Source organism: Streptomyces sp. CG 926 (assembly GCF_003148825.1).
Classification (GTDB): domain Bacteria; phylum Actinomycetota; class Actinomycetes; order Streptomycetales; family Streptomycetaceae; genus Streptomyces.
Genome location: NZ_QGGZ01000009.1, coordinates 96,221 through 122,727 on the forward strand (window position 1 = coordinate 96,221; position 26,507 = coordinate 122,727).

The following is a 26,507-nucleotide window of genomic DNA, read 5'->3' on the forward strand; positions in this document are numbered from 1 at the left end:
TCCTACCCCGAATGACCGGGGCGAGGTTCAGAGGGTCTGCGGATGACGGATACCGCACTCTCAGCGCTGTGGCGCTCCCCTGTCGGAATATGAAATTGGTTCGGCCACAGGGTACCCCGTGGCCGAATAGCGTCGAACGGAGGCGGAATCTAGCGCTCCGAGGCGGCGAGCTGGCCGCACGCGCCGTCGATCTCCTGGCCCCGGGTGTCCCGTACGGTCACCGGCACACCGTGGCGGGCGATGGCCTCCACGAAGGCCTTCTCGTCCTCGGGGCGCGAGGCGGTCCACTTGGAGCCCGGCGTCGGGTTCAGCGGGATCAGGTTGACGTGTACGCGCTTGCCCTTGAGCAGCTTGCCCAGGAGGTCACCGCGCCAGGCCTGGTCGTTGATGTCGCGGATCAGGGCGTACTCGATGGAGATCCGGCGGCCGGACTTCTCGGCGTACTCCCAGGCGGCGCCGAGCACCTCGCGGACGTTCCAGCGGGTGTTCACGGGGACCAGGGTGTCGCGCAGCTCGTCGTCGGGCGCGTGCAGCGAGACGGCGAGGCGGCACTTGAAGCCCTCGTCGGCGAAGCGCAGCATGGCCGGGACCAGGCCGACGGTGGAGACGGTGATACCGCGCTGCGAGAGACCGAGGCCGTCGGGCTCCGGGTCGGTGAGCCGGCGGATGGCGCCGACCACGCGGTTGTAGTTGGCGAGCGGCTCACCCATGCCCATGAAGACGATGTTCGACAGCCGGGCCGGGCCACCGGGGACCTCGCCGTCGCGCAGCGCGCGCATGCCGTCGACGATCTGGTGCACGATCTCGGCGGTGGACAGGTTGCGGTCCAGGCCCGCCTGGCCGGTGGCGCAGAACGGGCAGTTCATGCCGCAGCCGGCCTGCGAGGAGATGCACATGGTGACCCGGTCGGGGTAGCGCATGAGCACGGACTCGACGAGCGTGCCGTCGTGCAGCTTCCACAGGGTCTTGCGGGTGGTGTCGTCATCGCAGGAGATGTGCCGGATGACGTTCATCAGGTCCGGCAGCAGCTCCTGCTGGAGCTTCTCCCGCGAGGCCGCCGGGATGTCGGTCCACTCGGCCGGGTCGTGCGCGTACCGGGCGAAGTAGTGCTGGGAGAGCTGCTTGGCCCGGAACGGCTTCTCGCCGATCGCGGCGACCGCCTCACGGCGCTCGGCCGGGGTCATGTCGGCGAGGTGCCGGGGCGGCTTCTTGGCCCCGCGAGGGGCGACGAAGGTGAGCTCTCCCGGAACGGGGCGGGCCATGGCAGGTACTCCTTGTAAGACGAAAGGCGCGCCGCAGAAGCAGCGCGCCTTCCAAGAGTAACCGCCCGGCGGCCGGCGACGCCTTTTCGCAGGTCAGCCGGTGCCGACGAAGGCCGCCAGCAACAGCCACACCACGGGGGCCGTCGGCAGCAGGGAGTCCAGGCGGTCCATGATGCCGCCGTGTCCCGGCAGCAGGGTGCCCATGTCCTTGATGCCCAGGTCCCGCTTGATCATCGACTCACCCAGGTCGCCCAGGGTGGCGCTGACCGCGACCGCGAGGCCCAGCAGCAGGCCCTGCCACCAGGCGCCGCCGTCGATCAGGAACTCCATGCAGAGCGCGCCGGCCACCATCGCGAAGGCCACCGCGCCGAAGAGTCCCTCGCGGGTCTTGCCGGGGCTGATGCGCGGCGCGAGCTTGGTCTTGCCGAAGCGCCAGCCCACCGCGTAGGCCCCGGTGTCGCTGACCACGGTCAGGAGCAGGAAGGTGATCACGCGCTGGGGACCGTCGTCGGCGGTGAGCAGCATCGCGACGAACGTGGCAAGGAAGGGCACGTAGAACGCCGCGAAGGCACCCGCCGTGACGTCCTTGAGGTAGTCCTCGGGCGGTTCGGTCATCCGCCACACCAGGACCGCCAGCACGGTCAGGGCCATGGCGACCCAGGCGCCCTCGGCCCCCCGGACGTATCCGGCGATGACCATGGCGGCGCCACCGACCGCGAGCGGGACCAGCGGGGCCCTGATGCCCTTCTGTTCCTGCAGTCGGGAGGTGAGCTCCCACAGGCCGACGACGACCGCGACGACGATGACGCCGACGAAGACGGCCTTGACGATCAGCAGCGAAGCGAAGATCACCGCGCCGAGACCCACGCCCACGCCTATGGCGGCACGCAGATCCCGGCCCGCGCGCTTCTTCGGCGGCGGGGGCGAGGCGTCCTGCGGCTGCGGGGCATGCGGAGGCGGGGGGCTGGGCATGGGCTCCTGCGGCGGCGTATCGGCGCGGAAGAGGGGGCCGCTGTCGGCGGCGACCCCCCGATCGCGTGCTTCCCGGTCGTCGAAGTCACGGCCGGCGGCATCGGGCACGATGGGCATGGGCCGAGTGTGCGGGCCCACCTGCGCATCGTATGCGGGACCCGCCGGAACCGGCTCCGGCTGCCAGGAAGTGTCGTTCATCAGACTTCGAGGAGCTCGGCTTCCTTGTGCTTCAGGAGCTCGTCCACCTGCGCGACGTACTTCGCGGTGGTGTCGTCGAGCTCCTTCTCCGCGCGGCGCACCTCGTCCTCGCCGGCCTCCTTGTCCTTGACCAGCTTGTCAAGGGCGTCCTTGGCCTTACGACGGACGGCGCGGAGCGAGATCTTCGAGTCCTCGGCCTTGGTGCGCGCGACCTTGATGTACTCCTTGCGGCGGTCCTGCGTCAGCTCGGGGAAGGTCACCCGGATGATGCTGCCGTCGTTGCTCGGGTTGACACCGAGGTCCGAGTCGCGGATGGCCTGCTCGATGTTGCGCAGGGCGCTCTTGTCGAACGGGGTCACGATCGCCATGCGCGGCTCGGGCACCGAGAAGGAGGCGAGCTGGTTGATGGGCGTGATGGCGCCGTAGTACTCCGCCACGATCTTGTTGAACATCGCCGGGTGCGCACGGCCGGTGCGAATCGCGGCGAAGTCTTCCTTGGCGACGACGACGGCCTTTTCCATCTTCTCCTCGGCCTCGAGGAGGATCTCTTCGGTCACCACGTGCTCCTGCATGTCAGATATGGATGGTTCAGGCGGGCGGGCGGGCCGGACCGAGCGAGCCGGCCTGCGGCTCGCTCGGTCCGGCAGCGGACTGCTAAGCCCGAGTTTCCTGGTCGCTCACGAGCGTGCCGATCTTCTCACCCTTGACGGCGCGGGCGATATTGCCCTCGGCGAGGAGCTCGAAAACGAGGATCGGCAGCTTGTTGTCGCGGCAGAGCGTGATCGCGGTGGCGTCGGCGACCTTGAGGTCGCGGGAGAGGACCTCGCTGTACTCCAGCGCGTCGAACTTCACCGCGTCCGGGTTCTTCTTCGGGTCGGAGTCGTAGACCCCGTCGACACCGTTCTTGCCCATGAGCAGGGCTTCGGCGTCGATCTCCAGGGCGCGCTGGGCGGCCGTGGTGTCGGTGGAGAAGTAGGGCATGCCCATGCCGGCGCCGAAGATGACGACGCGGCCCTTCTCCAGGTGCCGCACGGCACGCAGCGGGATGTACGGCTCCGCGACCTGGCCCATCGTGATGGCGGTCTGCACGCGGGAGTCGATGCCCTCCTTCTCCAGGAAGTCCTGGAGCGCGAGGCAGTTCATGACCGTACCGAGCATGCCCATGTAGTCGGACCGGGCCCGGTCCATGCCGCGCTGCTGGAGTTCGGCGCCGCGGAAGAAGTTGCCGCCGCCGATCACGACGGCGATCTCCGCGCCGTCGCGGACCACCGCGGCGATCTCACGCGCGATGGCGTGGACGACGTCGGGGTCGACGCCGAGTCCTCCGCCACCGGAGAAGGCCTCGCCCGACAGCTTCAGCATGAAGCGGCGGCCCTTCTTGTCCTGGTCGCTCTTGTCGTCGGATGCGGTGTGGGGGTCCACGCCCTGATTCATGGAGATCTCCTCGTGCACATACGAAGAAGGCCATTGCCGGTGGGTCCTTGCGGTTCCCTCTACGGCAATGGCCTCCTCGTCAGATCTGCGGTCGTCTCGCGCGAGCGCGGGCGACTGCTTCAGACCCTACCGGGGTCCGGTGTCCGTCGCGTACGGACGGACTCAGATGCCGACCTTGATGCGCGAGAAGCGCACCAGGGTGACGCCGGCCTCGTCCAGAACCTTCTGGACCGACTTCTTGTTGTCCAGGGCGTACGCCTGGCCAAGGAGGGTGTTCTCCTTGAAGAAGCCGTTGACGCGGCCTTCGACGATCTTCGCGATGGCAGCCTCGGGCTTGCCCTCGGCGCGGGTGACCTCTTCGGCCACGCGACGCTCGGACTCGACCTTCTCGGCCGGAACGTCCTCGGCGGACAGCCACTGCGGGGAGAACGCGGCGATGTGCTGCGCGATGCCGCGGGCGACCTCGGCGTTCTCCTTGTCCAGCTCGACCAGGACGCCGATCTGGAACGGCAGGTCGGGCATGGTGCGGTGCATGTACGCGGAGACGTAGCCACCGGTGAACTGCGCGAAGCGGTCCAGGACGATCTTCTCGCCGAGGTTGGCGTTGGCCTCGTCCACGAACGCCTGCACGGTCTTGCCGGGCTCGATCTCGGACGCGAGCAGCGCCTCGATGTCGGCCGGGGAGGTCGCGGCGATGTGCGCGGCGATCTCGTTGGTGACCGCCTGGAACTTGTCGCCCTTGGCGACGAAGTCCGTCTCGCACTTCAGCTCGACGAGGACACCGGAGGTGTTGTCGTCGGAGATGAGGGAGGCGACGGCACCGTTCTCGGCAGAACGGCCCTCGCGCTTGGCGACGCCCTTCTGACCCTTGATGCGGAGGGCCTCGATGGCCTTGTCGACGTCGCCGTCGGACTCGACCAGCGCGTTCTTGCAGTCCATCATGCCGACGCCGGTGAGCTCGCGGAGCTTCTTGACGTCAGCGGCGGTGTAGTTCGCCATGAGTCTGTGATTCTCTCTCGAAGTCGTAGATCTACGGGTGAACGGCGGAGGCGCCGCGCCCAAGGCGCGGCTCCACCGCCGTCATCGTCCGTGCTGTGAGTGCCCGGCGCGTGAACGCCGGGCGCTCTCAGTGGGTCAGGCCTGCTCGGCGTCGGCGGCCGGGGCCTCGACAGCCTCGGTGGCCGGAGCCTCGGCGGCCGGGGCCTCGGCGACAGCCTCGGCAGCCGGGGCGGCCTCGGTCTCGTCGGCCTTCTTCTCGCCCTCGAGCAGGTCGCGCTCCCACTCGGCGAGCGGCTCGGCGGCGGCCTTCTCGCCCGGCTTCGAGTCACCGGTAGCAGCGCCGGAGCGGGCGATGAGGCCCTCGGCGACGGCGTCGGCGATCACGCGGGTGAGCAGGGTGACGGAACGGATCGCGTCGTCGTTGCCCGGGATCTTGTAGTCGACCTCGTCGGGGTCGCAGTTGGTGTCGAGGATCGCGACGACCGGGATGTGGAGCTTGCGCGCCTCACCGACGGCGATGTGCTCCTTCTTGGTGTCGACGATCCAGACGGCGCTGGGAACCTTCGACATCTCGCGGATACCACCGAGGGTCTTCTCCAGCTTGGTCTTCTCGCGGGAGAGGACCAGGAGCTCCTTCTTGGTGAGACCCGAGGCGGCGACGTCCTCGAAGTCGATCGCCTCAAGCTCCTTCAGACGCTGAAGGCGCTTGTAGACGGTGGAGAAGTTGGTGAGCATGCCACCCAGCCACCGCTGGTTGACGTACGGCATACCAACGCGCGTCGCCTGCTCGGCGATGGCCTCCTGGGCCTGCTTCTTGGTACCGACGAACATGATGGAGCCACCGTGCGCGACGGTCTCCTTCACGAACTCGTAGGCGCGGTCGATGTACGACAGCGACTGCAGCAGGTCGATGATGTAGATGCCGTTGCGCTCCGTGAAGATGAAGCGCTTCATCTTCGGGTTCCAACGGCGGGTCTGGTGACCGAAGTGGACGCCGCTTTCCAGCAGCTCCCGCATCGTGACGACGGCCATGGCCATCTCCTTGGTTTCTCGGTTTGGTTCCTGACGCCCCACCGCGCCCTGCCCCCATGAGGGACCGAGAGACGCTGTCACCTGGCTGTTTCAGCCTGGCGCCGGGGCGTGCGAAGTCGACCCGGTGACCCGGATCGCCACAAGAAGTGTACGGGACCCGGCGGTATGCCGGGTGACGCCGTCGTCCACAGAGCGCCGGCCGTCCACAGGCCCGGGCACCGGTCCGGACCCGCGCGGGAGGCTGGGATCCATGACGACCTTGCTGCTCAGCCTGCTCCTGGCCCTGGCCCAGTCGGCCCTTCCCGGGGTCCGCCCGCTGCCCGCCCCGCTGTCGGTGGTTCGCTGGTGGGATCCACCGCCGACCCCCTACGCGGCCGGTCACCGTGGTGTGGACCTGTCCGCGCCGGTGGGCACCGAGCTCCGGGCGGTCGCGGCCGGCCGGGTCCACCACGCCGGACCCGTCGCCGGGCGCGGAGTGCTCTCGCTGACCCTGCCGAACGGGCTGCGCACCACCTACGAGCCGGTCCGGCCCCTGGTCACGGAGGGCGAGCAGGTCACGGCCGGTCAGGTGGTGGCTGTTCTGACGGAGGGCTCGCACTGCCCGGAGCCCTGCCTGCACTGGGGGCTTCTGGCCGGCGAGGTGTACCTCAACCCGCTCACCCTGCTCCCCCGCCCGACCCCCAGGCTGCTCCCGACCGAGTCCACCGGCACGTGAGGCGCGGGGTCCGGGGCACAGGGGCGGGGAGCGGTGCGTGAGGCGCGGGGGCTCAGCCCCGGACGCCCCGCAGGGCCATGGCCACGGCGGCCTCCGTCACGACCGTGGGGTCCTCCGCCGCGCCGAGCTCGATCCGCCGCACGGCCGCGTCCACGACGCCCTGGAGCAGCATCGCGGCCAGCCGCGGCTCCGCGTGTCCCAGGGCGCTCAGCGCCTCGACGATCATCGCGATGAGCCCGCCGTGCGCCGCTCGGATCTTCTCCCGCGCGCCCGCGTCGAGCTCGCCGGCCGAGATGGCCACCACCGCGCGGTGGCGCCGGTCGCCCACAAGACCCAACTGGCTGCGCACGTAGGCCTCGATCTTCGCCTCCGGCGCCTCCGCCCGCTCCATCGCCGCTTCGATCTCGGCGGCCCACACGGGGAAATCCACGGCGCACAGCTCTTCGACCACGGCGGCGCGGGAGCGGAAGTACTCGTACACGGAGGACCGGGCGAGCCCGGTCCGCTCCGCGAGGGCGGGGAAGGTCAGCGCCTCCGTCCCGCCCTCGGACAGCAGGGATCGCGCGGCGTCCAAGAGGGCGCCGCGCTGCATCGACCGGTGCTCGGCCACGGAGGCCGCTCGAATCCTGGGCACACATCCACTCTACGGAGGTAGCGCAAGCTCATCTCCCCACATCTGCCAACTTCGCGCGCAGTTGCAGGACGGACTTGGTGTGGATCTGGCTGACCCGGCTCTCGGTGACACCGAGGACATTGCCGATCTCGGCGAGCGTGAGCCCCTCGTAGTAGTAGAGGGTCACCACGGTCTTCTCCCGCTCGGGCAGCGTGTTGATGGCCCGCGCCAGCAGGCGCCGCAGCTCGCGGTCCTCGGCGACCGCCACCGGGTTGTCGGCGGCGGTGTCCTCCAGGGTGTCCATCAGCGAGAGGCGGTCGCCGCCCTCCCCGCCGACGTGCAGCAGCTCCTCCAGGGCGACCACGTTGGCCAGCGACAACTGGCTGAAGACGGTGTGGAGATCCTCGACCGCGATCCCCATCTCCCCGGCGACCTCGCTCTCCGTCGGGGTGCGCCGCAGCTGGGCCTCCAGCGTGGCGTAGGCCCGTTCCACGGCGCGCGCCTTCTGCCGGACCGAGCGCGGGATCCAGTCCAGTGCCCGCAGCTCGTCGATCATCGCGCCCCGGATCCGGGTGATCGCGTACGTCTCGAACTTGATCGACCGCTCGATGTCGAACTTCTCGATGGCGTCGATCAGCCCGAAGACCCCCGAGGAGACGAAGTCGGCCTGCTCCACGTTGGGCGGCAGGCCCACGCTGACGCGGCCGGCCACGTACTTCACCAGGGGCGAGTAGTGCAGGATCAGCTGCTCCCGCAGCCGCTCGTCACCCGACTCCTTGTACGAGCGCCACAGCACCTCCAGGGACGAGGGCGCGGTGGACCGCACGCTGCCGCGGGCAGCGGGGGGCACCGCAGCGCGGTCGGACCCTGAGGTGTGCTGGGGCATGCTTCGCCTTTGCCGGAGCCGGATTCCTTGGGAGCGTAGCGTGACGGGATTGTCGCGGTGCGCGAAGAGTACGGGATGGCGCGGGGGCCGGGAGGCGCCCGGACTCGCGCGGGCGACCCGGGACCGGCGCCTGGCGCTCGGTCCCGGCGACCACCACCGGGAAGACCGCGTCTCTCATCGCTTTCACTCTTTCACCGGAACACCCCAGGTCAACGACCGCCTCGCCGGGCGGCTCCGGTTTGTGTGCCTCATCCAGCCGTTCGTCTGCTCAACTGCCAGCCGTCGCCCTGCCGTTCGACGAACCCCAGAGAGTGAAGTTCGTACAGTCTGCCGATGACTTCATCGACGCCGGTGCCGGAGGCAAGTGCCAGCTCGGCCACGTCCGCCGGGCGACCGGCGGGCAGCGCTTCGAGCACTCGGGTGGTGTCCGGGTCGAGCAGGTCCCGGGCGAGCACCGGGCCTCGCCGCTCGGGTGCCAGCTCGCCCATGGCCCCGACCAGCTCGACCACCTCGGCCGCGTCGGTGACGAGCGCGGCCTCGCCGCGCAGCAGTTCGTGCACCCCGGCGGAGAGACCGCTGGTGGCGGGCCCGGGGACGCCTGTTTCCGCATGTACCGGCTCGGCTTCGGCCCCGCCCGCCAGGACACGGGGGTCCACGCGGCCTTCCACCCGCAGCGGGGGCACCAAGTTGAGGGCGGGGACAATCGTGCCCGTGTCGGGGAGCGCCGCCATGACCTGGTCCCACACCCCGCCGTTGGCCCACGTCTTATAACGGGTGTGGATGCCGTTCCACCCGCCGAACCGGTCGGGCAGGTCTGCCCACCTCACCCCGGTGCGCGCCTTATAGAACATGGCGTCGAGCATCAGCCGGCCGGGGACGAGCCTGCGGTTCGGGTTGGCCGGCTCCCACGCCTTGACGATGGGTTCGACCAGGGCCCATGCCTCGTCGGTCAGGGCCGGCGGGACGAGGCGCCCGTTCGCCTTGAACCATTCGGTCATGGAACACGCCAGCCCCAGCTTGGGCTTGGGCACGGGGCCCGTGATGGTGACACGCACGTCGAGCAACGCCAACACCTCAGACTGTTCGGCCGGGGTCATGTCGGCGAGCCGGGTGCGCGCCACGGTGGCCAGGGCTTCGAGGTCGCGGGCGCGTTGGGCGGTGGCCTCGGTCTCCTCCAGCCACGACGCCGCCTCATTACGCAGGTCGGTGAGCTGCCGCCGCTCGTCTATAAGGGAGGCGGTCACCTCGGCGACGGCCGACGCGGGCAATCCCGCCTTGGCGTACTCCCTCACCGTGGTCGTGATGGCTCGGTCAAGGTTGGCGATCTGCCCGTCGAAGTCGGCGATGCGGTCTGCGTGCTGCCCTTGGTCTCCCTCGGTCATCCCGACCCACTCGGCCGCCATGGCCCTGAGCCGGTCAGGGTCGCCGAGCAACTCGACCACCTCGTCCCAGACCGCCGCCTCCACGGCGTCGGCGTCCACCATCTTGCAAGCGCAGGTCGGGCCGCCCGGGTATTTGGCCGCCAAGCCGGTACAGCGGTACCAGCGGCCGGCGCGGCCGGTGCGCTTCATACCGACGTGGTGTGCGTTGCAGCCGGTGTGCGTGTTGAACAGCCGCTTGGACAGGGGGTAGCTCTGGGCAGCGGACTTCGGCTTACCGTTCGCCAGCCGCCCCATGGCCTGGTTGAGGGCAATCACCTCGTCGGGGGTGAAGATCGGATCCAGGGCGATGATGACGGTGTCACCGTTGAGGGGCTTGCCGTTCCGGCCGAACTTGGCGCCGTGCCCGGCCTTCGTACGGTTCGGGTTCCGGAAGATCACCCGGGCGTTGAGCGTGGACTCCGACAGGAGCTTTGCCCGAGCGTTGGCGGCCGACCAGGGAGCACCCGAGCGGGTGAGCAGACCCAGGACGTTGAGCCGCTCGGCCAGCTCGTTCGTGTTCATCCCGTCCTCGACCACGAGCCCCCACATGGCGCGCAGGATCATGACCTCGCGCTCGCACTGCACGAGGTGCGATTTACCCTTCTGGCCCCGGCAGGCGATTTCGTAGCCGTAAGGAGGGGTGCCGCCCGGCCACCCGCCGTCCTCGGCCTTCTCCTGCAACCCGCCCTGTGTGCGCTTGCGGATGACCTCGTATTCGGTCTCCGCGTAGTCGGCATCGCGGCGCATCTTCTTGCGGCCCTCGGACGTGCTGTTGTCGTAGTCGTCCTCTACTACGCCAACGTAGACCCCGAGGTCCTCCAGTTCCCAGACCCAGCGCCAGAACGCGCGGCCGACGCGGCCGATGGCGCGACCTTCATTCACAACCACAATGTCGAAAGGTCGAGGCGTCCGGCGGGCGTTGGTCATCAACCGGTTGAGTCCGGGTCGGTGCGCGGCCTCCAGCGACCCGGACACCCCCTCGTCGGTGTAGGTGTCGACGTGGTCCCAGCTCTTGCGGGCGATATACCTCGTGGTCTTCTTGCCGGAGTAGGCAACGCCGTACCCCTTGGCCTGCTCTTCGGTGCTGACGCGGAGGTAGTCGACCGCTCGCAGCATGGGCCGCGACACGCTGTCTACGACTCCCATGGCGACGGCGAGAAGGTCTGTGTTTCGCTGGGTCATGCCGATCGAATCCCTGTCTGTCGGTGATCCGGCCCGGCGGGGGCTCCACCCCGCCGGGCCGCTGGCTGGGCGGGGTCAGATGAGGGTGAAGACCTTGGTGGTCTTGGTGGCGCCCTTGGCGTCGGTGTAGGTGAAGGTGTCGCCCTGCACGGTGCCGACCCGGTCCCAGCGGCCGACCTTGGCGGTAACCTCGGCCGCCGGCTGCACCTTGGCGGCTCGGGCCCCCGCCCGCTCGGCCTTGGCGGCGGCGCGCTTGATCCCGGCGGCGACCATGTTGGCGAAGATGAACTTGGAGGCCAGGGTGGCCGCGTCGGCGGTGGTGCTCACGCCGTCGCCCTCCCGGGTCACCTCGTGGCCCTCGGCGCCCCAGCGGATCAGAGCCGACTTGAGCTTGGCGTCGTGGCCGGGGGCGAACACCCGGGCCGTGGTGGCCGTGCAGCCGGTGGTCAGCTCCTCGTCCCAGGTGAGGTCGCCGTCCTCGTCGCGCAGGTTGACCAGGACGCTGTACCGGCTGCACTCGCAGCGGGCGGGCACGGCCGGGGCCGGCTTGAGGTCGGTCACGCTGTAATCGGCGCCGCCGCCCGCCGCGACCGAGGGGTCGTCGAACTGGACCTTGACCACCTGGCCGGTCGGGGTGAGGGCCGGGTCCGTGGTGACGGTGCCCGCGTGGCCGTCCTTGGTGATGACCCGGATTCCCTTGGTGATCTTGGTGGCCATTTCATTCTCCCCTTATCCCCGAATTCCAGCCCGTCCGGAATTCTGAGGTAAATTAAATCAGCCGATTTGCGCCGGACACAAGTTGGTGCGGAATATGGGCGTCACCAAGCCTTTTCGCGCACCTGAATTCACGGCACGTAATCGCCGGCCATTATCACCACGCGTAATCAGTGTGAGCGTGGCAGGAATAGCGCCACACCCCCTCCCACACCCCCCGTGCCTGGGCACGTACCCCGTGGGAGGGGGTGTGGCAGCACCACACTCACACCTCGTGTCACACCTATCGATTACCGGCGGTGATCCCCGTAATTCACCGTGTCGGCAGGGATCTGGGCGACGGGCAGCAGGCCCTCGCCGGCAGACCTGGCCACCGCCCCGCCCCGGATCTGCCGGGTCTTCACGGACCAGTGGGCCGCCTCGCCCACGACCCAACGGGCCACCCGGTAGACGACGTACAGGCCTCCGGCCAGCGCCAGCGAGCCCAGGACCGGGCCGAACCGGGCGTAGGCGTAGGCCCCGCCGCAGGCCACCGTGTTCGCGCAGAACAGCCAGGGCGACGTCCAGAACCGGAACGGCCGGGCCGGGGCCTCCGGGGCGCCCGTGAGCAGCCGGGGGCGGCCGGCTTTTGTCAGGCCGGCCCGCCGCTTGGCCTTTGTGTTGTGGGTGTAATTCGCGCCGAACGAGACCTTCTTGCCGTCGCGAGTCTTGAATTCCGGGCGGAATATCTTGGCGCCCATGAGGGCATCCCTTCCGGCCACCCCAAAGTACATGCTTCCATGGGGGTGCCATCTCCTTTTTCGTTAGGGCATTGGCGGACGAGGCACAGGACATGCCGCGTCGTTGCAGAGGGCCCCCGACGGTCCAACCGGTTATCACGAACCGGGGTGCGGGGGCCCTCAACGTGTTTAGAGGTACTGACCGGTGCCTTCGAGCTTCTTGGCCTGACGGCGAACCTCAGCCTTTACGGATTCCGGCTTGGCGTTCGGCATGGCCTGGAGGATGCTCGCCACGACGTCCGGCCTGCTCGTGCCGCTCGCGAGCTGCTCGCGTGCCAGCTCGGCCATGCTCGGGGTGGCTGCTCGCTGCTCGTCCCCGGCCAGAAGGGGTGTGCTCGCCTGCTGCTCGGGCCGGGCGAGCACCGGACGAGCGTGCTCGGGGTGCGTGCTCGGCTGCTCGGGGTGCTCGTGCTCGGTGCTCGTGGCTGCTCGGGGTGCGTGCTCGGCCGCTCGGTCCTGGTCGGCCTCGTGGAACCGGGCCAGGGCGCTCAGCTGGTAGCGCTCGGCCAGCACCTCGCCGAGGCCAATGTGCCGCAGCTCCTCAACCCGGTTGGTGATGGCGACGCTGAACAGCTCCTTGAAGGCGTACGGGAAGATGCACAGCGCCAGGCCGGCCAACGCGCCCGTGAGGATGGAGCGGGTCAGCACGAAGCCGTGGGCGAAGTTGAGGGCGAGCGACCCCCAATACGCCTTCCGGGCGAGGGCCTCGGCCTTGTTCACGCGGTACAGGTTGTCGGTGTCGTTCTGCCACTTGACCATCAGCAGCACGCACGCCAGCCACGCGCCCTCCACAGCGCTGAACGCACCCCAGGCGTACATCGGCGGAACGCCCGGGATCGAGGCGACCAAGTGGCCCGCCGACCACGCGGCGGCCGAGAACATCAACGCACTCACGACGAACACCACGCCGTTGATGAGGGCGGTGGCGCCGGTGGCCTTGAAGCGGTCGCGCTTGCCGGCCTTCTCGGTGACCTTGGCGGCGGCCTCGTGCCGGCGCTGCTCGATGATCGTCCGGCGTGTCTGACGGGCCTTCTCCATGGCGTCCATGGCATGTTTTCCTTGTCTGTGTGAGGGGCCGCCCCGCCTGCTTGCTGGCTTGTTCGGGGCGGCCCTGATCCATGTCTCGGGTGGTGCGCGGTGTGGGGGTGCTGACACCCATTGCGGGTGCCGGTCGGGCTCCGGCCTCCCGCCGCATGCCGGGGCCCTCGGGCCGTCGGGCTGGTGCTCGGTGCCCTGTGCGCCCCGGCATGCGGCGGGAGATACCGCCGGAGCCCGGGGCGGGCTACAGGGGCCGGCTGCGGCGGCCCCGGTCCTGCTCCGCCATGGCCTCGGACCGCCCGTCGGCCATGTAGGTCCGGATCACCTCGCCCGTCATCGGGTCGCGTCGCTCCACGAAGCTGCGGAGGTCGGGCGCGTTCTCTCGCTGGCGGGCGGTCGCGGCCTCCAGCCACTCGGCCATGTCGGCCTCGGAGACCTCGCCCCGCGTGGCGTCGTTGACCACCTCGCCCGCCGTGACGGCGTGGTCGGTGACTCGGGCCTTCTCTCGGTGGGTGAAGCTGGAACCGGGGGTCGACCGGCCGTGCCGGCGCAGGTCGTCCACGCTCGGGCCCTCGGGGGTGGCCGGGCCGTAGGTGGTCTCGCCGAATTCACGATTCGTCATGGGGGTTTTCCTCCTGTGTTTCGCCGCGCGCTTCGCGGGCTTCCAATTCAGCATTGACGAGCTTGAGTCCCGCCAACATGTCGCCAAGCATCGACTTGGCGTTCTCGTTCTCGTCGTCCTGGGTCAGCTCGGGCTTCATTCGCCGGTAAGCCTGGGTGGCGTCGCTGATGGCCTTCCAGGCAAAGGCCCAGTCGCGATAGTTGGCGGCCGCGTCGGCATACGCGATTGCCACGGCCACTCGATCAGCCAGGGCCTCGGCGAGACCAGCTTGCCGAAGGTTAAGGTCTGAAATTCGAGCCTTGAGCGCCTTCTCAGTCTGGGTTCGGTCGAAAGTCAGGCCGTTTCGCTTGGCAATGCGGGTGACGGTCGCCGTCGAAACTCCGGTCAGCTTGGCGATTTCATTTCGGCCAAGGCCCTGGCCAATGAGGCGTACCACTTCCCACGCGCGACCCTGTACCGGGGCACCGCCACCGTCCCCTTCGACCTCGCTTATCTCGCCCGGCTCGTTTGCCATTACTCGCCGACCTCCCCCAGCACCACGCGTCGGGCCTTGCTGATCTGGTCGAGCTGGTCGGGCGTGGCGGTGTCGACCAGCTGTGCCAGCCGCAGCAGCCACGCCGTCTTGGCGATGTCCTCGGCGCCACCGCAGTGCTTGAACACGTCGGCGTCGGCGGCTTCGAGCAGCTGGCCATCCGCGTTCTTCACGAGGGCCGCGACCCCGTTCTCATCGATCTGCCACCACCTCAGCCGGTCGATTCGGTCGGTGACCGACCACCACCCCGCGCCCGCCTTCATGAACTGCGACTCGCTCACCGGGCCACCCTCCCGTTTGCCAGCTGCTCCAGCGGCACCCCGAAGAAGGCCGCCAGCTTGAGCAGTGATTCGACATTCGGCCGCATCTGATCCGATTCCCACCGACTTACCGTTGTCGCTGACATCTGAATTTCTGCGCCCAGTTCCGTTTGGCTCATCTCTCGCTCAGTGCGCAACTTCCGCAGAGCCGTCCCGATGAACATCTGAATCCTCCCTCCGTCCATATCTCAATCCCACCATGCGTGTGCGCATGCGCATAATTAGCAGGGGGACAAGTTGACGTGTACGCAAGTCCTGGCTTCAGGACCGACGCATGATCCGGGGCGCAGGTGGCAGCAACTTGAGGGCCACCCGCTCCCCGTGTCCGATTTCGATGAACCGGTCGATCACCGCCTGGGCGTCGAATTTGAATATGACCGTCCACTCCAGAACGCAGTTGAAACCGGGCCGCGCGAACTCGGCCCGGAGAAGTTGGTCGAGTTGGCCATGCCCGTATCCATCCGTGACCTTGGCCAGGCACCAATCCGGGTCGTACAGGCCATGCCTGCGGATCATCGACCACCGGTATCCCAACTCGGCCCCCGCGTGCGCCTTGAAAAATTCCATTCGAACCCTCCCGCGGCTTAACTCGTCGTGATTGCTTGAAACTCGTCGTTATCGAAGGCCAGGGGGGTACACAGTGCACGGTCCGTACACAGTCTTCCGGGGGTAGATCCCAGAAAAATTTCTTTTGGAATTCACCGGGAAAAACCGTGCACCGGATGTGTACTGTGTACCCCCCCCTGCCTCTGGGTCAGGCCGTGTGCAGAGTGGTTCGGATTCCCTTGAAGCCACGCTTTCGCACTCCACCAAACTTCATGGCGTTCTTGGGGCGCTCGATTCCGTCGACCTGCTCGACGCTCGCCCATTCCATGAGCCGGTCGCCGAGTTGCGTCACGTTCTTCGCGAAATCGCGCCCGCCGTGGCAGCGCCAGTTCTCGTACGTGGTCCAGAGGTCGTCGTTCGAGACCTTGCTGTCCTGGTCGACGACCAGGTAGTCGGCGGCGAATTCGCCGAAGGGGTTGTTCTCCTGCTGCCACGCCTTGACCGCGTTGGCCACGACCGGCGGGTCTTCCGCCCGCTCACCGGCCGCCGCCCGCATGGCGCCTCGGACCGCCCAGGCCAAGATGGCCGGGCCTTCCTGTCGAAGCAGCAGGCCCGACAGGTCGTCCACACGCTTCGCCGGATCGACCTTGGCATCCATCTTGATGACCTTGACGCGTCGGCGGACGCCTTCCGTAAACGGGATGGTCGGCCGAACGTTGCCGTACATGACCATCGTGAAGGTGGTCGGGAACTCGAACGACTTCTCGCCCTTGTGGGAAGCCCGCTGGATCTTGTCGCCGGAAAGCCGGTTGAATCTCGACTCGTCCAGCACCTGACCCTTTCGGGTTTCCGATATCGACACCATTCGCGACCCGGCGAGATTAGCCTCTGCCTCGCTGTGAGTGGCGGCGGCCTGTGCCGTCAGCAGGTCGGGGAGAGCCTGCGTGTAATAATCACCGACCACTCCACCGATGACCTCGATCAGCTGCGATTTACCGTTACCGCCGGGCCCGTACAGGAAATAGGCCCGCTGACCGTTGTTGTGGCCGATGAGAATCTCGCCCACCATGCGCTGAACGTAGTCGACGAGTTCGACGTCGCCACCGAATGCCCACACGAGGAATTCCTCCCACCTCGGGCACGCGGCATTCGGGTCATAGTCGATCCGAGTTCCCTTGGTGATCAGGTACTCGCGCCGGTTGGCCAGCAGCTCGCCGGTCTTGAGGTCGACCACGCCGTTTCCGACGAGCAGCTTGTGAGGGTCGGCATCGAACACCGCTCCCGAGACCTGGACGTCCGCCAGGTGGCCGGCCTGCTCGATGATTCCTCGGATGTTGGCCGAGCCCTGCTGATTGCGCACGTATTTGACGCGCTTGGATCGGCTCTCCTCGTCCGGGTCGGCCTTGGCCTCGATCATCATCCGGTCGGTCATCTCGTGGACCGACCGGTAGACGAGCGAGTTGCTCTGGACCCAGCGCCGCCCATCCCAGCCGAGCCAGCCGCGACCGATCACGAACCTGAGGTCGGCCCCGTACCAGTCGCGCAGCCGCCGCGCCTCGCCGAGGTGGCTCGCCTCGTATCGGCCGTCCGAGATGATCTCGTCGGCCGGCGATGCGGGCTTGGCCTGCTCGCGCTGCCAGATGGATTCGGCGGTCTTCATGAAGCGTTCCTCCGGGTGGGGCGTGTCGGATTCGCCGTCGATCGCGCGCAGCTCGCGGAGGTAGGCGGAGTGGTCGTTGCGGTGCAGGTGGGCGAGCTTCCCGGCGACCTGGCACAGCCACGAGTTGTCACGGCCGGGATGGTCCGGGGGCAGCGCACGGAGGGCGGCCAGACCGGAGCCTCCGGAGTGGCCGGCCGGAGCCACGGACGGGGTACGGGGCGCCACGAGGGTGGTGGCCGGGGGCCGGGCGGCCTGCTGGATCTCCGAGAGCCACGGAGGGGCCACGGAGGGCTCTCGCCCGTCGACCACCTCGTAACGCCGGCCGGCGATCACCGACCCCGGGGCGACGATCAGCGACCCCCGGCCGGTCTTGATGTCGATGCCGGGGAACCGGCTCGGGTTGAGCGGCGCTGCCTTGAGCGGCCGGGCCGACTCGGCGCGGTAGATGAAGTGGAGGCTGTCCGGACCCGACGCGGTGTGGTGCGTCCGGGTCGACGGAAGCGGCCCGTACTCGTCTTCGAGCTTGGCCAGCGACGCGGTGCCGCCGTTCTTCGGGTCGACGTCCACGACAACCCACCCGGCCAGGGTCAGCGCAATGTTCTGCCAGCCGACCGGAGTGAACGAGCGCCAGTAGATCTCGACCTCTTCGGCCGAGGTCATCGCGAGGTCCGGCCAACCCTTGAAGGTGGGCTTCTTGCGGTTGGTCGGCATGGGCAGCACGCCGAACCCGAGGTCCGCGAAGTACGCGGCTCGGTCTCCGTCGTAGGGGGGTACTTGCTGGGCATCCAAAGCGGATGTTTCGATGGTCATGCAGCAGCTCATCTCTGACGGCCCCGTCGGCTGGTCCCCGGCGGGGTCGAGTCATGTCCGGAGGTCAGTCGGTGGGGGTCGGCCGAGGGCCGAAGATGAGGCGGATGAGGCGCCGGCGCTCGGCGTCGGTCATCGGCCGGGCGTCCTTGGCGATCACGCGGCCGCCTTGACGAAGGCGTCCATGGGGGCGTCGAGGACGTCGGCGATGGTGGCGAGCACTCCCACAGTCGGCACGTAGCGCCCGGACTCGTACATAGAGACGGTGTTGTGGACGCGGCCGATCTCTTCGGCAAGCTTGCGCTGACTGATGCCACGCTCCCGCCGGATGCGGCGGAGCGCGTCAGGGTTGAATGTGCGAGCGGGCATGGCAGTTCCCGTCAGGGACTGTTCGCACCTCGGTGGGTTGCAGGCGTGGCCCCGATCCGGTCCACACCCCGCGAGCCGTCACACTGCGGCTTCGCTCCTAGGCTGTCTCCCCGCTCCCCGGTGCCAATCACCCACCCATAAGGCGGGGGCCGGACGGCTGTGAGCCCGTTCTGATCCCACTCCACCACACCATTTCGGCCCGGCGGAAGTACCAGCGCGGGTTGCGGTTGGAGCAAGCTCACGAGTCGTGATCAGCAGTTACGGGAAGTTGGGCCGGCGGGGGTGTTGAGGTTGGCAACATGACCCCATGCCGCTGCAACCAGTACACGCGACCCTGCTCGTCGGGTCCGTCGGTGCCGTCGTGTCCGTCGCCGCCGTCGTGGCCACCCACTTGCTTGCTCGGGGGCGCGAACGCCGCCACAAGATCTGGGACCGCCGCATGGACACGTACGCGGAAGTGCTCAGGTCTCGCGACGCGATAGCCCGGACGCGTCGCGACGTCCTACGCACCAAGAACGTGTTTGAGGAACGGCTCGACCCCGACCACGACAGGAAGACGTGGGCTCTCACCGAAGCCAAGCTGAAAATGTTCGGCACGGACGAGGTCCTCAAGCTCAGCGACAGGTCTCACCGCGACACCAGAATGTGGACGATGGCCTTGATCGACTGGCACGGCCTAACGACGGTTGCGTCAGTGGTCCCGGACGGCGAGCTTGGCGCGGGCGACATGTGGGAGCAGGTCGAAATCTTGGCCAAGCTCGCCGACGACTCCGACACGGTGCTGGCCGATGCCATCAAGCGTGAAGCCGAGTTCAAGAAGGCCAAGAAGTAGCGCTCTGAGACGGCAACGACGAAGTGGATTATGCGGTGTGACGCGGGCCACTACGATCGTGATGACAGGGAGTCAGCGGCCACGACGGGAGCGTCATATGAGCTCAACCGAGGATCTGATCAGGCAACTTCGCGCACCCGACCAGCGTGGCATGGGGCGGATCGAGGAGGCCGAGTACGGCGTCCCGAACGTCGAGCGGCTGACCCGGATCGACAACGCGGCCCGGACGATCCGGTCGTGGAACAGCCGCTGCATCCCCGGCCTGCTCCAGACCCCCGAGTACGCCATGGCGCTCACCCAGGCGATCAACCCGCATCTGCCGATGATGGAGGTCCGGCGGCGGACCCTGCTCAAATCGGCCCGCACTCAAGCGTTCATGCGCCGGACTCTGGCCGGTGACCTTCGCCTTGCATGCTTCCTCGTCGGTGAAGAGGGCATCATTCACTCGACCCAAGACACGAACGCCCATGCGATGCAGCTCCGGCACCTGCTCATGATGAGCGCCCACGAGAAGGTCATGATCCAGGTCCTGCCGAGCCACAAGATCCCGCCGGCCCTGTCCGACCACTTCCTCCTGTGGGGCTTGGAAGAGGAGACCTCGGACCCGGACGGGCCCAAGATCCCGCCACAGCGCATGGGTTACATTGAGACGATCATGGGCGGGTGGTACTCGACCCGCTTGGACGACATGGCCCGGATGCACTCCGGGTTCTCCGACATGATCCGGGAAGCCATGTCAGCCGAGGACTCCCGGACATTCATCAGGGAGGTACTCGCATCATGGCGCGCAGTACAAAGCCGAACGTCACCCGAACCCACGCTGGAGCCCGGTTCGAGTTCTCCAGCTACACCAACGATGACTGCCTTGGAGTCGCCGCCCCCGCAGCCGGAGGCGTAGCCGTTCTCGACTCCAAGGACGTCGACGGCCCGATAGTCGAGGTCAGCGACAGTGCGTGGCGCCCGTTCCTCGCGTGGATCGCCCGCTGACCTGCACACCCTCAGCGCCCCACCGGTCAACTCGACCGTGTTGGGGCGTTGTTGCATGTCCGGCGCCCCGGTTTGCGCTAGCATCTTCAGCAGTGAGCCCCCAGGCTCCGCGTCCCTGTGCGCCCTTGAACGACAGAGGAAGTCAGGACAAACCGCCTTAGCTGGCTGGGTCTGGTGCGATTGGGGCAACCGACCTGATTGATGTGAGTCAGCGATCTAGGCGGTGGCTACGGAACGATAGCTAGACCTGCACCACCCCGGGCCGCGAGCAACGGCCCAAAACGAGAACAACTGCGCGCCGCATCTGCGTAGGTGTCTCGACCCGAATCGAAGGGTTCGGATCGAGGCTGCCTACGCCCAGATCCGACCCCTATCAACGGAGGTCAGGATCGGTGGGCGACACCCTCATCATCATCATTCTCGGCATTGCTGGCGTGATCGCCATTTTGCTGTTCGCGCTCAAGGGACTGTTGGACCAGGTCCCCGACGTCATCGACTCCGCCGGTCGCGCCCGAGACGCCTGGACCCGCTTCAAGAAGCCCCCCGCAGCCACTCCCCCGCCGGAGCAGCAGGGCCAGGAGCCCTCCGTGGCCGCTCCGCCCGCCCAGGAGCAGGAGCCCCCCGTGGCCGCATAGGTCGTCCCGGCCCGGGACGGCCCCCCGGAGCGCACAAGACCCCGCCCTGGCCCCCCGGGCCCGGCGCACATGCGAGAGGCCTCCGGAGATACGTCCGGAGGCCTCGGGGCCGGCAGGGCTACCCGACCGGGCGCAATCGGAAGGGGCCGGCGCCCCCGGGGCCGAACAGGATCCCGTCAGGCTCGCGGTCGGTCTCGACCCAGACACTTCGCACCGCGTTGTCCACGAGGAATCTTTCAAGCTCGTCCGACAAGTGCTCTTCCCACGCCCCGCCGCCGGGCGGTTCGTAGGTCGTGGTGCCCTGCAACCGCCGGACCCGCTGCCACTCGGCGCCGACACAGACCTGGATCTCTAACAGCTTCATGGGCGGGAGGCTACGCGGCGGCGTGGTCCAGGCGGAACCTGATCGGAGCCAGAGTGGCACTCCCGGGAATGGGCCCGGGGACGCCCATCGTGAACCGCCCCAGGCGCTGCGCGCGGCGGGCCGTGACCAGGGAGCCGCTGCGGTGCGCGGCCTCCACGACGACCGTGCCCCGGGTGAGGGCGGCGATGACCCGGTTGCGCAGGACGAACCGGCTGGGGGTCGGGTGGCTGCCCGGTGGCAGCTCCCCGAGGATCAGCCCCTGCCCGGCGATCCGGCCGAGCAGCCCGGCGTGTCCGCGCGGGTAGGCGACGTCCACCCCGCAGGCGAGCACCGCGGCGGTCGCGCCGCCCGAGGCGAGGGCCCCTCGGTGGGCGGCGCCGTCGATCCCGAACGCGGCGCCGGACACCACGACCCAACCCCGCTCGGCGAGTCCGGCGGCCAGGGTCTGGGCCATGTGCGCGCCGTACGGGGTGCAGGCGCGGGCGCCGACCACGGAGACCGAACGCAGCGCCCAGGTACGCAGGTTCGGCCGGCCCCGCAGCCACAGCCCGACGGGCCTCTCGTCGCCCAGGTCGTCGAGCTGGGTCGGCCACTCCGCCGATCCGGGGAAGACGAACCGGACGCCCGCCTGGGCGGCGTCCGCGAGGTCCCGCCCGGGGTCGGCCAGCGCGGCCCGTCTGCGGTACCCGGCGAGCCGCTCGGGCCCTACCCCGGACGCCGTTGCCGGCTCCGTTCCGGGGGCGGTCAGCAGCCGTATCAGCCGCACCGCGCCGAACTCCCTCAGCCACCGCCCGCCGTGCGCGTCCCCGGGCTCCAGCACCCGGGTGAGCGCCGCCCGCGCCAGCAGTTCCGCGTCCCCGGAGCCGGTCATGTCCCCGCCCCCGGCAGTGACATCGCCCCGCGGGCGATCCCGGTCCGCAGCTCCAGCGCCACGGCCACGTCGAGCGCCTCGGGCCGGTCCCGTTCCCGCAGGTCGGCCACGGTCCAGGCGACCCGCAGCACCCGGTCCAGCCCGCGCGCGGTGAGCAGGCCCCGTTCCAGATCGCGCTCGGCCGGGGCCAGCGCGCCGGGTCCGGCCTGCCACCGGGTGCGCAGTTCCTGCCCGGGCACCTCGGAGTTGAGCCGCCACGGGGTGTCGGCGAGCCGGGCCGCGGCGCGCTCCCTGGCCTGTCTCACCCGGTCGGCGACCGCCGCGGTGGATTCCCCGCGGCCGCCCTGTCCCATCAGATCGCCGCGGGTCACCGGCTCGACCTCCACCCGCAGGTCCACCCGGTCGAGCAACGGCCCGGACAGCCGCGCCTGGTAACGCCGGATCACCGAGGGCGGGCATTCGCACCCGGCTCCGTGCAGCGTGTGGCGTCCGCAGGGGCACGGGTTGGCGGCGAGCACCATCAGGAACCGGGCGGGCAGCCTCACCACTCCCGCGGCGCGGGCGATGACCACATGCCCCGATTCGAGGGGTTGGCGCAGCGCGTCCAGGGCCCGGCTGTGGAACTCCGCGGCCTCGTCCAGGAAGAGCACGCCCCGGTGGGCCAGGGAGACCGCCCCGGGCCTGGGGATCCCGGTCCCCCCGCCCACCAGGGACTGCATGGTCGCCGAATGGTGCGGTGCGCAGTACGGCGGCCTGGCGACCAGGGGTTCGCCGGGCGGGAGGATTCCCGCGACCGAGTGGACGGCCGTGACCTCCAGGGAGTCCTGACGGGTGAGCGGCGGCAGCAGCCAGGGCAGCCGCTCGGCCAGCATGGTCTTGCCCGCCCCGGGCGGTCCGCTGAGGAAGAGGTGGTGTCCCCCGGCGGCCGCCACCTCCAGGGCGCGGCGCGCCGTGTGCTGCCCCGCCACGTCCGCGAGGTCGGGGAAGTCCGCGCCCTCCGCCCGGCCGGGCCGGCCCCGGGCGAGGCCCGTGCCCAGTCCCGCCCCCGGGACGAGGAGCCCGGCGAGCATCGGGTCCGGCCTGCCGGGCGGCTCGCAGGGTTCCTCCTCGGGAACCTCACCACCGGTCAGGACGGCGATCAGTTGACGAAGGCTGCGTACGCCGAGGACCGAGACGTCGGGGACGAGCGCGGCCTCGGCCGCGCACTGCTGCGGCACCACCACCTGCCGGTAGCCAGCCTCGGCCGCGGCGAGGACAGCGGGCAGGATCCCGCGGACCGGGCGCACCCGGCCGTCCAGCCCCAGTTCGCCGATCAGGACGAGGTCGGCGATCGCGCCCGGGTCGACCACCTCGGCCGCGCCGAGCACCGCTGCCGCGACAGCCATGTCGAAGCCGGCGCCTGATTTCGGTACGGAGGCCGGGCTCAGCCCGACCGTGAGCTTCTTCTGCGGCCAGGCCGCCCCCGAGTTGACCACGGCGGCCCGCACCCGGTCCCGGCTCTCGACCAGGGTCTTGTCCGGCAGCCCCACCAGGGTGAAGGCGGCCACGCCGGGCTCCAGGTCGGCCTGTACCTCGACCACCACGCCGTCGACGCCGACCAGGGCCACCGAGCAGGCTCGCGCGAACCCCATCAGGCCACCCCCCGCACGTGTTCCACCAGGGGGGCGCCGCGTCGTGGCAACAGCACCCCGACGAGGTCGATGCGCACCCCGCCCGGGGGTGGTCCGCCGTGGTCGGCGAGCCAGCGCCCGGCGAGCGTGCGTAGGCGCTCGACCTTGGCGGGCCGCACGGCGGCCATGGGATGTTCGAACTCACCCGCCCGGCGGGTCTTGACCTCGCAGACGACGAGGGCGTCCCCGTCTCGGGCGACGATGTCGATCTCGCCGCCGCGGCACCGCCAGTTCCGTGCGACGACGGTCATCCCGGCTTCGGTCAGTCGCCGGGCCGCGAGGTCCTCGCCGTACCGCCCCAATGCCTGCTGTGCCACGCCCTTCGCGTTCATCCGGCACCACCTCCGGCACCGACGGTCCCGCACCCCCGCCCACCTTGTGGATCTTGGTGGACGGACCGGCCGTTGTGGAAAACCGCCTCACCCTCGCGGGTGAGGCGGTCCGGCCGACGGCGGCCCTCAGCTGCCGGGCAGTTCGAGGTCGCTCTTGTTGAGCTCCTCGATGTTCACGTCCTTGAAGGTCAGTACTCGGACCTGCTTCACGAAGCGGGCCGGCCGGTACATGTCCCAGACCCAGGCATCGGCCATGGAGACCTCGAAGAACACCTCTCCCTGAACCGAATGCACCTGCATCTCGTAGTCGTTCGTGAGGTAGAAACGGCGTTCCGTCTCGATCACATACTTGAACAGCCCGACGACGTCGCGGTACTCCCGATAGAGCTTCAGCTCCATCTCGGTCTCGTACTTTTCGAGGTCCTCGGCACTCATGGCATGTTCCCCTTCAGCCGTGCGTCCCCCTATTGTGCGCCAGGCCCCTGCGCCCCTAAACGATTTCCGGGGCCAGGACCACCGGCTCACCCGGAGGACCGTCGTCGAGCAGCGTACGGAGCAGCTCGGCGAGTCTGGTCGGGTACACCGTCTCATGGGCCGCCAGAAGTTCCTCGGAGGTCCACCACCGCGCTCCGGTGACGCTGCGCCGTTCCAGCTCGGTGAGGCCGCTCATCTCGGTCTCGGTGCGGGTGGTCCGGGCGAGGAAGTACCACTCGTCCTGTTCCCAGCGGCGCCCGTCGAAGGGGAAGGAGCAGTAGCGGTGCCAGAGCACCGGGCCGAGCTCCACCTCGGTGATCCCGGTCTCCTCCGCCAGCTCGCGCAGTGCGGCCTGCTCCCGGCTCTCGCTCCCCTCCAGTCCGCCGCCGGGGGTGAACCACCAGTCGTCGCTCGGGTCGGCCGGCTCGAAGCCGTGCAGCAGCAGGATCCGGTCCGCCGGGTCCAGCAGGATCACCCGCGACACCTTCCGGCGGCCGGGCCCTGCGGCCGGGTCAGCGGACACCGGTCGGCTCCCGCCGTCGTCCGCGCCCCAGGACCCGGGCCACCGGACCGTACACGCCGCCCACGGCCACCAGGACGGCTCCGACCAGCACGGCCAGCAGCTGGAGCCGCAGCGGCCCGGGCCGCGAGATCCCGCCGGGCAGGGCCTCGTACGTGGCCGGCCGCTCCAGCATCGTCATGTCGGGCCAGGCCAGGGCGTCGACGCGGGCGCCGACGGCCGACCGGGACACGGTCCCCTGCCCGGCCTCCTGCAGATGGGCCCGGGAGTCCAGGGAGGAGGCCCGCCGGTCACCCAGCAGGAAGAGGTTGCCCTCGGGGACGGTCACCTCGAAGGGGGTCCCGGAGGGCGCGGCCTGTCCGGGGGGCATCTCCAGGCCCGATTCCGGCTTGCTGGTGTCGGCGTAGGGCTCGTCCAGCGGGACGCCGTCGACCGTCAGCTCGCCAGCCGCGCCGCAGCACTTCACGACGTCGCCGCCAATGCCGACGACCCTCTTGACCATGGGGGAGTCGCTCCATTGGGAATCGGTGAAGATGACCACGTCCCCGCGGCGCACGTCGGCGCCGTCGATGCGCTCCGCCAGCACCCGGTCCCCGGGTCGCACCGTGGGCATCATCGAATCGGTGGGGACCGTGTAGGGCCGGTAGACGACCGCCCCCCACACGAAGCCGCCCAGGAAGAGCGCAAAGCCGATGGCCACGGCGATTCCCGACAGCACGTTGCCGAGACCGCCGCGGCCATCCTTGCCACCGCGTATTGCTTCTGTTCCGCCCATTGCAGCGCCCCCACACACTTCGGGATCGTCGACCTGGGCGGCACCCTACCCGTCGGTACGGCCGCTGGTCAGCTTCCGCCTGCGCCACATGACCAGCGGGACCGCTCCCACGAGCCCCAGCGCGGCCGGGCCGAGCCCGACCGGGGCCAGCCCGGCGGCACCGAGACCGAGCGCGGTCGCCGCGGCCTGGTTGCCGATGCCCGGCTGGTCGAAGGTGTCCGGAACCGGCAGGGTGGCCCAGCGGGTGACCGGCCACGCGACCACCACGGCCCGCCCGACGACCTTGTCCACCGGGACGAAGCCCTTGGTGGAGTCCTGCTGGTGGTAGCGGGAGTCCTCGGAGTTCTGCCGGTGGTCACCCATGACCCAAACTTTGCCCTTGGGCACGGTGATCGGGCCGAACGGGAGGTCGTCGCAGGGGGTGTTGCCGGGGTAGATGTACGGCTCGTCCAGCTCCTTGCCGTTGACGACGACCGGTCCCCCCTTCTTGCACTCGACCGTGTCCCCGCCGATCGCGATGACCCGCTTGATCAGGTCCTTCTCGGAGGCGTCCGGCATCAGGCCGATCTTGCTGAGCACCTGCTGGAAGATGTTCGGCTCGGGAGTGGGCTGCCCGGACAGCCAGTCCGCGGGGTCGTGGAAGACGACGACCTCACCGCGCTCCGGCTCGGAACCGAACCACGGGGTCAGCTTGTCGACCAGTACCCGGTCGCCCATCTGCAGGGTGTTCTGCATAGACGCGGACGGGATCGAGAACGCCTGGAGCAGGAACGTCTTGATCAGCAGGGCCAGCAGCAGGGCGATACCGATGAGGAGCGGCAGCTCCTTCCAGAAGGACCGCTGCGCGTGCTCCTTGGCATCGCCGTCCTCCTCGGTCTCGCGCTTGACGGCGTCGTCCGGCCGCTCCTCGCCTTCGTCGCGTCCGGACCGTGCGCCTACCGCCACG

Annotated in this window: 29 protein-coding genes and 4 pseudogenes; 5 read left to right on the forward strand and 28 right to left on the reverse strand. The window is 69.2% G+C overall.

Annotated elements, in window-relative coordinates:
- Positions 1–149: 149 nt before the first annotated feature.
- From rlmN to rpsB, 6 genes are all read right to left on the reverse strand, one after another.
- Complete coding sequence (rlmN, locus tag BCL76_RS23785) at positions 150–1,262, reverse strand: 23S rRNA (adenine(2503)-C(2))-methyltransferase RlmN (protein WP_109781463.1); 1,113 nt, start codon at positions 1,260–1,262, stop codon at positions 150–152.
- A 93-nt stretch (positions 1,263–1,355) separates the two neighbouring features.
- Positions 1,356–2,432 (reverse strand): phosphatidate cytidylyltransferase, encoded by a 1,077-nt coding sequence (locus BCL76_RS23790; protein ID WP_109781464.1) that lies wholly within the window; start codon positions 2,430–2,432, stop codon positions 1,356–1,358.
- A complete protein-coding gene (gene frr, locus BCL76_RS23795) occupies positions 2,432–2,989 on the reverse strand; it encodes a ribosome recycling factor (RefSeq protein WP_030016386.1) in 558 nt (185 codons plus the stop codon). The genes BCL76_RS23790 and frr overlap by 1 nt, the downstream gene beginning before the upstream one ends.
- 97 nt (positions 2,990–3,086) lie before the next feature.
- Positions 3,087–3,866, reverse strand: coding sequence for a UMP kinase (gene pyrH / locus BCL76_RS23800; RefSeq protein ID WP_030016384.1), 780 nt, complete (start codon positions 3,864–3,866; stop codon positions 3,087–3,089).
- Positions 3,867–4,028: 162 nt separating this feature from the next.
- Positions 4,029–4,865, reverse strand: coding sequence for a translation elongation factor Ts (gene tsf, locus BCL76_RS23805; RefSeq protein WP_030767128.1), 837 nt, complete (start codon positions 4,863–4,865; stop codon positions 4,029–4,031).
- Between the two features lie 135 nt (positions 4,866–5,000).
- Positions 5,001–5,897 (reverse strand): 30S ribosomal protein S2, encoded by an 897-nt coding sequence (gene rpsB / locus BCL76_RS23810; RefSeq protein ID WP_109781465.1) that lies wholly within the window; start codon positions 5,895–5,897, stop codon positions 5,001–5,003.
- Positions 5,898–6,147: 250 nt separating this feature from the next.
- On the opposite strand from rpsB, the gene BCL76_RS23815 reads away from it, so the two are divergent.
- Complete coding sequence (locus BCL76_RS23815) at positions 6,148–6,612, forward strand: M23 family metallopeptidase (protein WP_109781466.1); 465 nt, start codon at positions 6,148–6,150, stop codon at positions 6,610–6,612.
- 52 nt (positions 6,613–6,664) lie between these two features.
- Here BCL76_RS23815 and BCL76_RS23820 read toward each other — a convergent pair whose 3' ends face one another.
- The 14 genes and pseudogenes from BCL76_RS23820 to BCL76_RS23880 form a co-directional block, all read right to left on the reverse strand.
- Positions 6,665–7,204 (reverse strand): TetR/AcrR family transcriptional regulator, encoded by a 540-nt coding sequence (locus BCL76_RS23820; protein ID WP_181382718.1) that lies wholly within the window; start codon positions 7,202–7,204, stop codon positions 6,665–6,667.
- A gap of 70 nt (positions 7,205–7,274) precedes the next feature.
- A complete protein-coding gene (gene whiG, locus BCL76_RS23825) occupies positions 7,275–8,111 on the reverse strand; it encodes an RNA polymerase sigma factor WhiG (protein WP_109781468.1) in 837 nt (278 codons plus the stop codon).
- Positions 8,112–8,359: 248 nt separating this feature from the next.
- Positions 8,360–8,710 (reverse strand): annotated as a pseudogene (locus tag BCL76_RS39890) (DNA-processing protein DprA); the annotation flags it as partial.
- A 141-nt stretch (positions 8,711–8,851) separates the two neighbouring features.
- A pseudogene (locus BCL76_RS23830) lies at positions 8,852–10,714 on the reverse strand (recombinase family protein); the annotation flags it as partial.
- 75 nt (positions 10,715–10,789) lie between these two features.
- Positions 10,790–11,431 carry a hypothetical protein gene (locus tag BCL76_RS23835; RefSeq protein WP_181382691.1) on the reverse strand — a complete coding sequence of 214 codons (642 nt, stop codon included), beginning with the start codon at positions 11,429–11,431 and terminating at the stop codon, positions 10,790–10,792.
- A gap of 287 nt (positions 11,432–11,718) precedes the next feature.
- Positions 11,719–12,168, reverse strand: a complete 450-nt coding sequence (locus BCL76_RS23840; RefSeq protein WP_258309866.1) for a hypothetical protein — start codon at positions 12,166–12,168, stop codon at positions 11,719–11,721.
- 168 nt (positions 12,169–12,336) lie between these two features.
- Entirely contained in the window at positions 12,337–13,254 is a 918-nt protein-coding gene (locus BCL76_RS23845; RefSeq protein ID WP_109781471.1) for a hypothetical protein, read from the reverse strand.
- Positions 13,255–13,489: 235 nt separating this feature from the next.
- Positions 13,490–13,867 (reverse strand): hypothetical protein, encoded by a 378-nt coding sequence (locus BCL76_RS23850; protein WP_109781472.1) that lies wholly within the window; start codon positions 13,865–13,867, stop codon positions 13,490–13,492.
- Positions 13,854–14,381: a Trp family transcriptional regulator gene (locus tag BCL76_RS23855; RefSeq protein ID WP_109781473.1), complete on the reverse strand. Its 528-nt coding sequence runs from the start codon at positions 14,379–14,381 to the stop codon at positions 13,854–13,856. The genes BCL76_RS23850 and BCL76_RS23855 overlap by 14 nt, the downstream gene beginning before the upstream one ends.
- A complete protein-coding gene (locus BCL76_RS23860; RefSeq protein ID WP_109781474.1) occupies positions 14,381–14,680 on the reverse strand; it encodes a hypothetical protein in 300 nt (99 codons plus the stop codon). Before BCL76_RS23860 ends, BCL76_RS23855 begins: the two co-directional genes overlap by 1 nt.
- Positions 14,677–14,904 carry a helix-turn-helix domain-containing protein gene (locus BCL76_RS40520; RefSeq protein ID WP_109781475.1) on the reverse strand — a complete coding sequence of 76 codons (228 nt, stop codon included), beginning with the start codon at positions 14,902–14,904 and terminating at the stop codon, positions 14,677–14,679. Before BCL76_RS40520 ends, BCL76_RS23860 begins: the two co-directional genes overlap by 4 nt.
- Positions 14,905–14,980: 76 nt before the next feature.
- Complete coding sequence (locus BCL76_RS23870) at positions 14,981–15,286, reverse strand: hypothetical protein (RefSeq protein ID WP_109781476.1); 306 nt, start codon at positions 15,284–15,286, stop codon at positions 14,981–14,983.
- Positions 15,287–15,473: 187 nt separating this feature from the next.
- Positions 15,474–17,747: a phage/plasmid primase, P4 family gene (locus tag BCL76_RS23875; protein WP_109781477.1), complete on the reverse strand. Its 2,274-nt coding sequence runs from the start codon at positions 17,745–17,747 to the stop codon at positions 15,474–15,476.
- Between the two features lie 141 nt (positions 17,748–17,888).
- Positions 17,889–18,101 (reverse strand): helix-turn-helix domain-containing protein, encoded by a 213-nt coding sequence (locus tag BCL76_RS23880; RefSeq protein WP_109781478.1) that lies wholly within the window; start codon positions 18,099–18,101, stop codon positions 17,889–17,891.
- Positions 18,102–18,408: 307 nt separating this feature from the next.
- Between BCL76_RS23880 and BCL76_RS23885 the strand changes: the two genes are divergently transcribed.
- The 4 genes and pseudogenes from BCL76_RS23885 (at position 18,409) to BCL76_RS23905 (ending at position 20,555) form a co-directional block, all read left to right on the forward strand.
- Positions 18,409–18,933, forward strand: a complete 525-nt coding sequence (locus BCL76_RS23885) for a hypothetical protein (protein ID WP_109781479.1) — start codon at positions 18,409–18,411, stop codon at positions 18,931–18,933.
- Positions 18,934–19,030: 97 nt separating this feature from the next.
- The gene (locus BCL76_RS39895; protein ID WP_258309867.1) at positions 19,031–19,831 is read left to right on the forward strand and encodes a DUF5753 domain-containing protein; all 801 of its coding nucleotides are present in this window, start codon (positions 19,031–19,033) and stop codon (positions 19,829–19,831) included.
- A 2-nt stretch (positions 19,832–19,833) separates the two neighbouring features.
- Positions 19,834–19,920 (forward strand): annotated as a pseudogene (locus BCL76_RS39900) (DUF397 domain-containing protein); the annotation flags it as partial.
- Positions 19,921–20,354: 434 nt separating this feature from the next.
- Positions 20,355–20,555, forward strand: a complete 201-nt coding sequence (locus tag BCL76_RS23905; RefSeq protein WP_258309868.1) for a hypothetical protein — start codon at positions 20,355–20,357, stop codon at positions 20,553–20,555.
- 118 nt (positions 20,556–20,673) lie between these two features.
- Here the strand turns inward: BCL76_RS23905 and BCL76_RS23910 are convergent, their stop codons facing one another.
- The 8 genes and pseudogenes from BCL76_RS23910 to lepB (BCL76_RS23945) form a co-directional block, all read right to left on the reverse strand.
- Positions 20,674–20,919, reverse strand: a complete 246-nt coding sequence (locus BCL76_RS23910; protein WP_109781484.1) for a hypothetical protein — start codon at positions 20,917–20,919, stop codon at positions 20,674–20,676.
- A gap of 70 nt (positions 20,920–20,989) precedes the next feature.
- Positions 20,990–21,790: pseudogene (locus BCL76_RS23915) on the reverse strand (DNA-processing protein DprA); the annotation flags it as partial.
- Entirely contained in the window at positions 21,787–23,421 is a 1,635-nt protein-coding gene (locus BCL76_RS23920) for a YifB family Mg chelatase-like AAA ATPase (RefSeq protein WP_109781486.1), read from the reverse strand. The pseudogene BCL76_RS23915 and the gene BCL76_RS23920, both read right to left, overlap by 4 nt.
- Positions 23,421–23,792, reverse strand: coding sequence for a YraN family protein (locus tag BCL76_RS23925; RefSeq protein WP_109781487.1), 372 nt, complete (start codon positions 23,790–23,792; stop codon positions 23,421–23,423). The genes BCL76_RS23920 and BCL76_RS23925 overlap by 1 nt, the downstream gene beginning before the upstream one ends.
- Positions 23,793–23,918: 126 nt before the next feature.
- Complete coding sequence (locus tag BCL76_RS23930) at positions 23,919–24,227, reverse strand: DUF2469 domain-containing protein (protein ID WP_005311352.1); 309 nt, start codon at positions 24,225–24,227, stop codon at positions 23,919–23,921.
- A gap of 55 nt (positions 24,228–24,282) precedes the next feature.
- Positions 24,283–24,789, reverse strand: coding sequence for an NUDIX hydrolase (locus BCL76_RS23935; RefSeq protein WP_109781488.1), 507 nt, complete (start codon positions 24,787–24,789; stop codon positions 24,283–24,285).
- A complete protein-coding gene (lepB, locus tag BCL76_RS23940; protein ID WP_109781489.1) occupies positions 24,779–25,561 on the reverse strand; it encodes a signal peptidase I in 783 nt (260 codons plus the stop codon). The genes BCL76_RS23935 and lepB (BCL76_RS23940) overlap by 11 nt, the downstream gene beginning before the upstream one ends.
- 45 nt (positions 25,562–25,606) lie before the next feature.
- Positions 25,607–26,506 carry a signal peptidase I gene (gene lepB / locus BCL76_RS23945; protein WP_109781655.1) on the reverse strand — a complete coding sequence of 300 codons (900 nt, stop codon included), beginning with the start codon at positions 26,504–26,506 and terminating at the stop codon, positions 25,607–25,609.
- Position 26,507: the final 1 nt, after the last annotated feature.

What these genes read in the sequence shown, in the direction of transcription:
- BCL76_RS23870 (WP_109781476.1), bottom strand. Translation starts at nt 15,286, where the DNA reads ATGGAATTTTTCAAGGCGCACGCGGGGGCCGAGTTGGGATACCGGTGG.
- BCL76_RS39895 (WP_258309867.1), top strand. Translation starts at nt 19,031, where the DNA reads ATGAGCTCAACCGAGGATCTGATCAGGCAACTTCGCGCACCCGACCAG.
- BCL76_RS23925 (WP_109781487.1), bottom strand. Translation starts at nt 23,792, where the DNA reads ATGAACGCGAAGGGCGTGGCACAGCAGGCATTGGGGCGGTACGGCGAG.
- BCL76_RS23820 (WP_181382718.1), bottom strand. Translation starts at nt 7,204, where the DNA reads ATGCAGCGCGGCGCCCTCTTGGACGCCGCGCGATCCCTGCTGTCCGAG.
- lepB (WP_109781489.1), bottom strand. Translation starts at nt 25,561, where the DNA reads ATGGGCGGAACAGAAGCAATACGCGGTGGCAAGGATGGCCGCGGCGGT.
- BCL76_RS23850 (WP_109781472.1), bottom strand. Translation starts at nt 13,867, where the DNA reads ATGACGAATCGTGAATTCGGCGAGACCACCTACGGCCCGGCCACCCCC.
- BCL76_RS23840 (WP_258309866.1), bottom strand. Translation starts at nt 12,168, where the DNA reads ATGGGCGCCAAGATATTCCGCCCGGAATTCAAGACTCGCGACGGCAAG.
- BCL76_RS23790 (WP_109781464.1), bottom strand. Translation starts at nt 2,432, where the DNA reads ATGAACGACACTTCCTGGCAGCCGGAGCCGGTTCCGGCGGGTCCCGCA.
- BCL76_RS23880 (WP_109781478.1), bottom strand. Translation starts at nt 18,101, where the DNA reads ATGCCCGCTCGCACATTCAACCCTGACGCGCTCCGCCGCATCCGGCGG.
- BCL76_RS23835 (WP_181382691.1), bottom strand. Translation starts at nt 11,431, where the DNA reads ATGGCCACCAAGATCACCAAGGGAATCCGGGTCATCACCAAGGACGGC.
- BCL76_RS23910 (WP_109781484.1), bottom strand. Translation starts at nt 20,919, where the DNA reads ATGAAGCTGTTAGAGATCCAGGTCTGTGTCGGCGCCGAGTGGCAGCGG.
- BCL76_RS23920 (WP_109781486.1), bottom strand. Translation starts at nt 23,421, where the DNA reads ATGGGGTTCGCGCGAGCCTGCTCGGTGGCCCTGGTCGGCGTCGACGGC.
- rlmN (WP_109781463.1), bottom strand. Translation starts at nt 1,262, where the DNA reads ATGGCCCGCCCCGTTCCGGGAGAGCTCACCTTCGTCGCCCCTCGCGGG.
- BCL76_RS23855 (WP_109781473.1), bottom strand. Translation starts at nt 14,381, where the DNA reads ATGGCAAACGAGCCGGGCGAGATAAGCGAGGTCGAAGGGGACGGTGGC.
- BCL76_RS40520 (WP_109781475.1), bottom strand. Translation starts at nt 14,904, where the DNA reads ATGGACGGAGGGAGGATTCAGATGTTCATCGGGACGGCTCTGCGGAAG.
- BCL76_RS23885 (WP_109781479.1), top strand. Translation starts at nt 18,409, where the DNA reads ATGCCGCTGCAACCAGTACACGCGACCCTGCTCGTCGGGTCCGTCGGT.
- BCL76_RS23875 (WP_109781477.1), bottom strand. Translation starts at nt 17,747, where the DNA reads ATGAGCTGCTGCATGACCATCGAAACATCCGCTTTGGATGCCCAGCAA.
- BCL76_RS23930 (WP_005311352.1), bottom strand. Translation starts at nt 24,227, where the DNA reads ATGAGTGCCGAGGACCTCGAAAAGTACGAGACCGAGATGGAGCTGAAG.
- rpsB (WP_109781465.1), bottom strand. Translation starts at nt 5,897, where the DNA reads ATGGCCGTCGTCACGATGCGGGAGCTGCTGGAAAGCGGCGTCCACTTC.
- pyrH (WP_030016384.1), bottom strand. Translation starts at nt 3,866, where the DNA reads ATGAATCAGGGCGTGGACCCCCACACCGCATCCGACGACAAGAGCGAC.
- whiG (WP_109781468.1), bottom strand. Translation starts at nt 8,111, where the DNA reads ATGCCCCAGCACACCTCAGGGTCCGACCGCGCTGCGGTGCCCCCCGCT.
- BCL76_RS23815 (WP_109781466.1), top strand. Translation starts at nt 6,148, where the DNA reads ATGACGACCTTGCTGCTCAGCCTGCTCCTGGCCCTGGCCCAGTCGGCC.
- BCL76_RS23845 (WP_109781471.1), bottom strand. Translation starts at nt 13,254, where the DNA reads ATGGACGCCATGGAGAAGGCCCGTCAGACACGCCGGACGATCATCGAG.
- tsf (WP_030767128.1), bottom strand. Translation starts at nt 4,865, where the DNA reads ATGGCGAACTACACCGCCGCTGACGTCAAGAAGCTCCGCGAGCTCACC.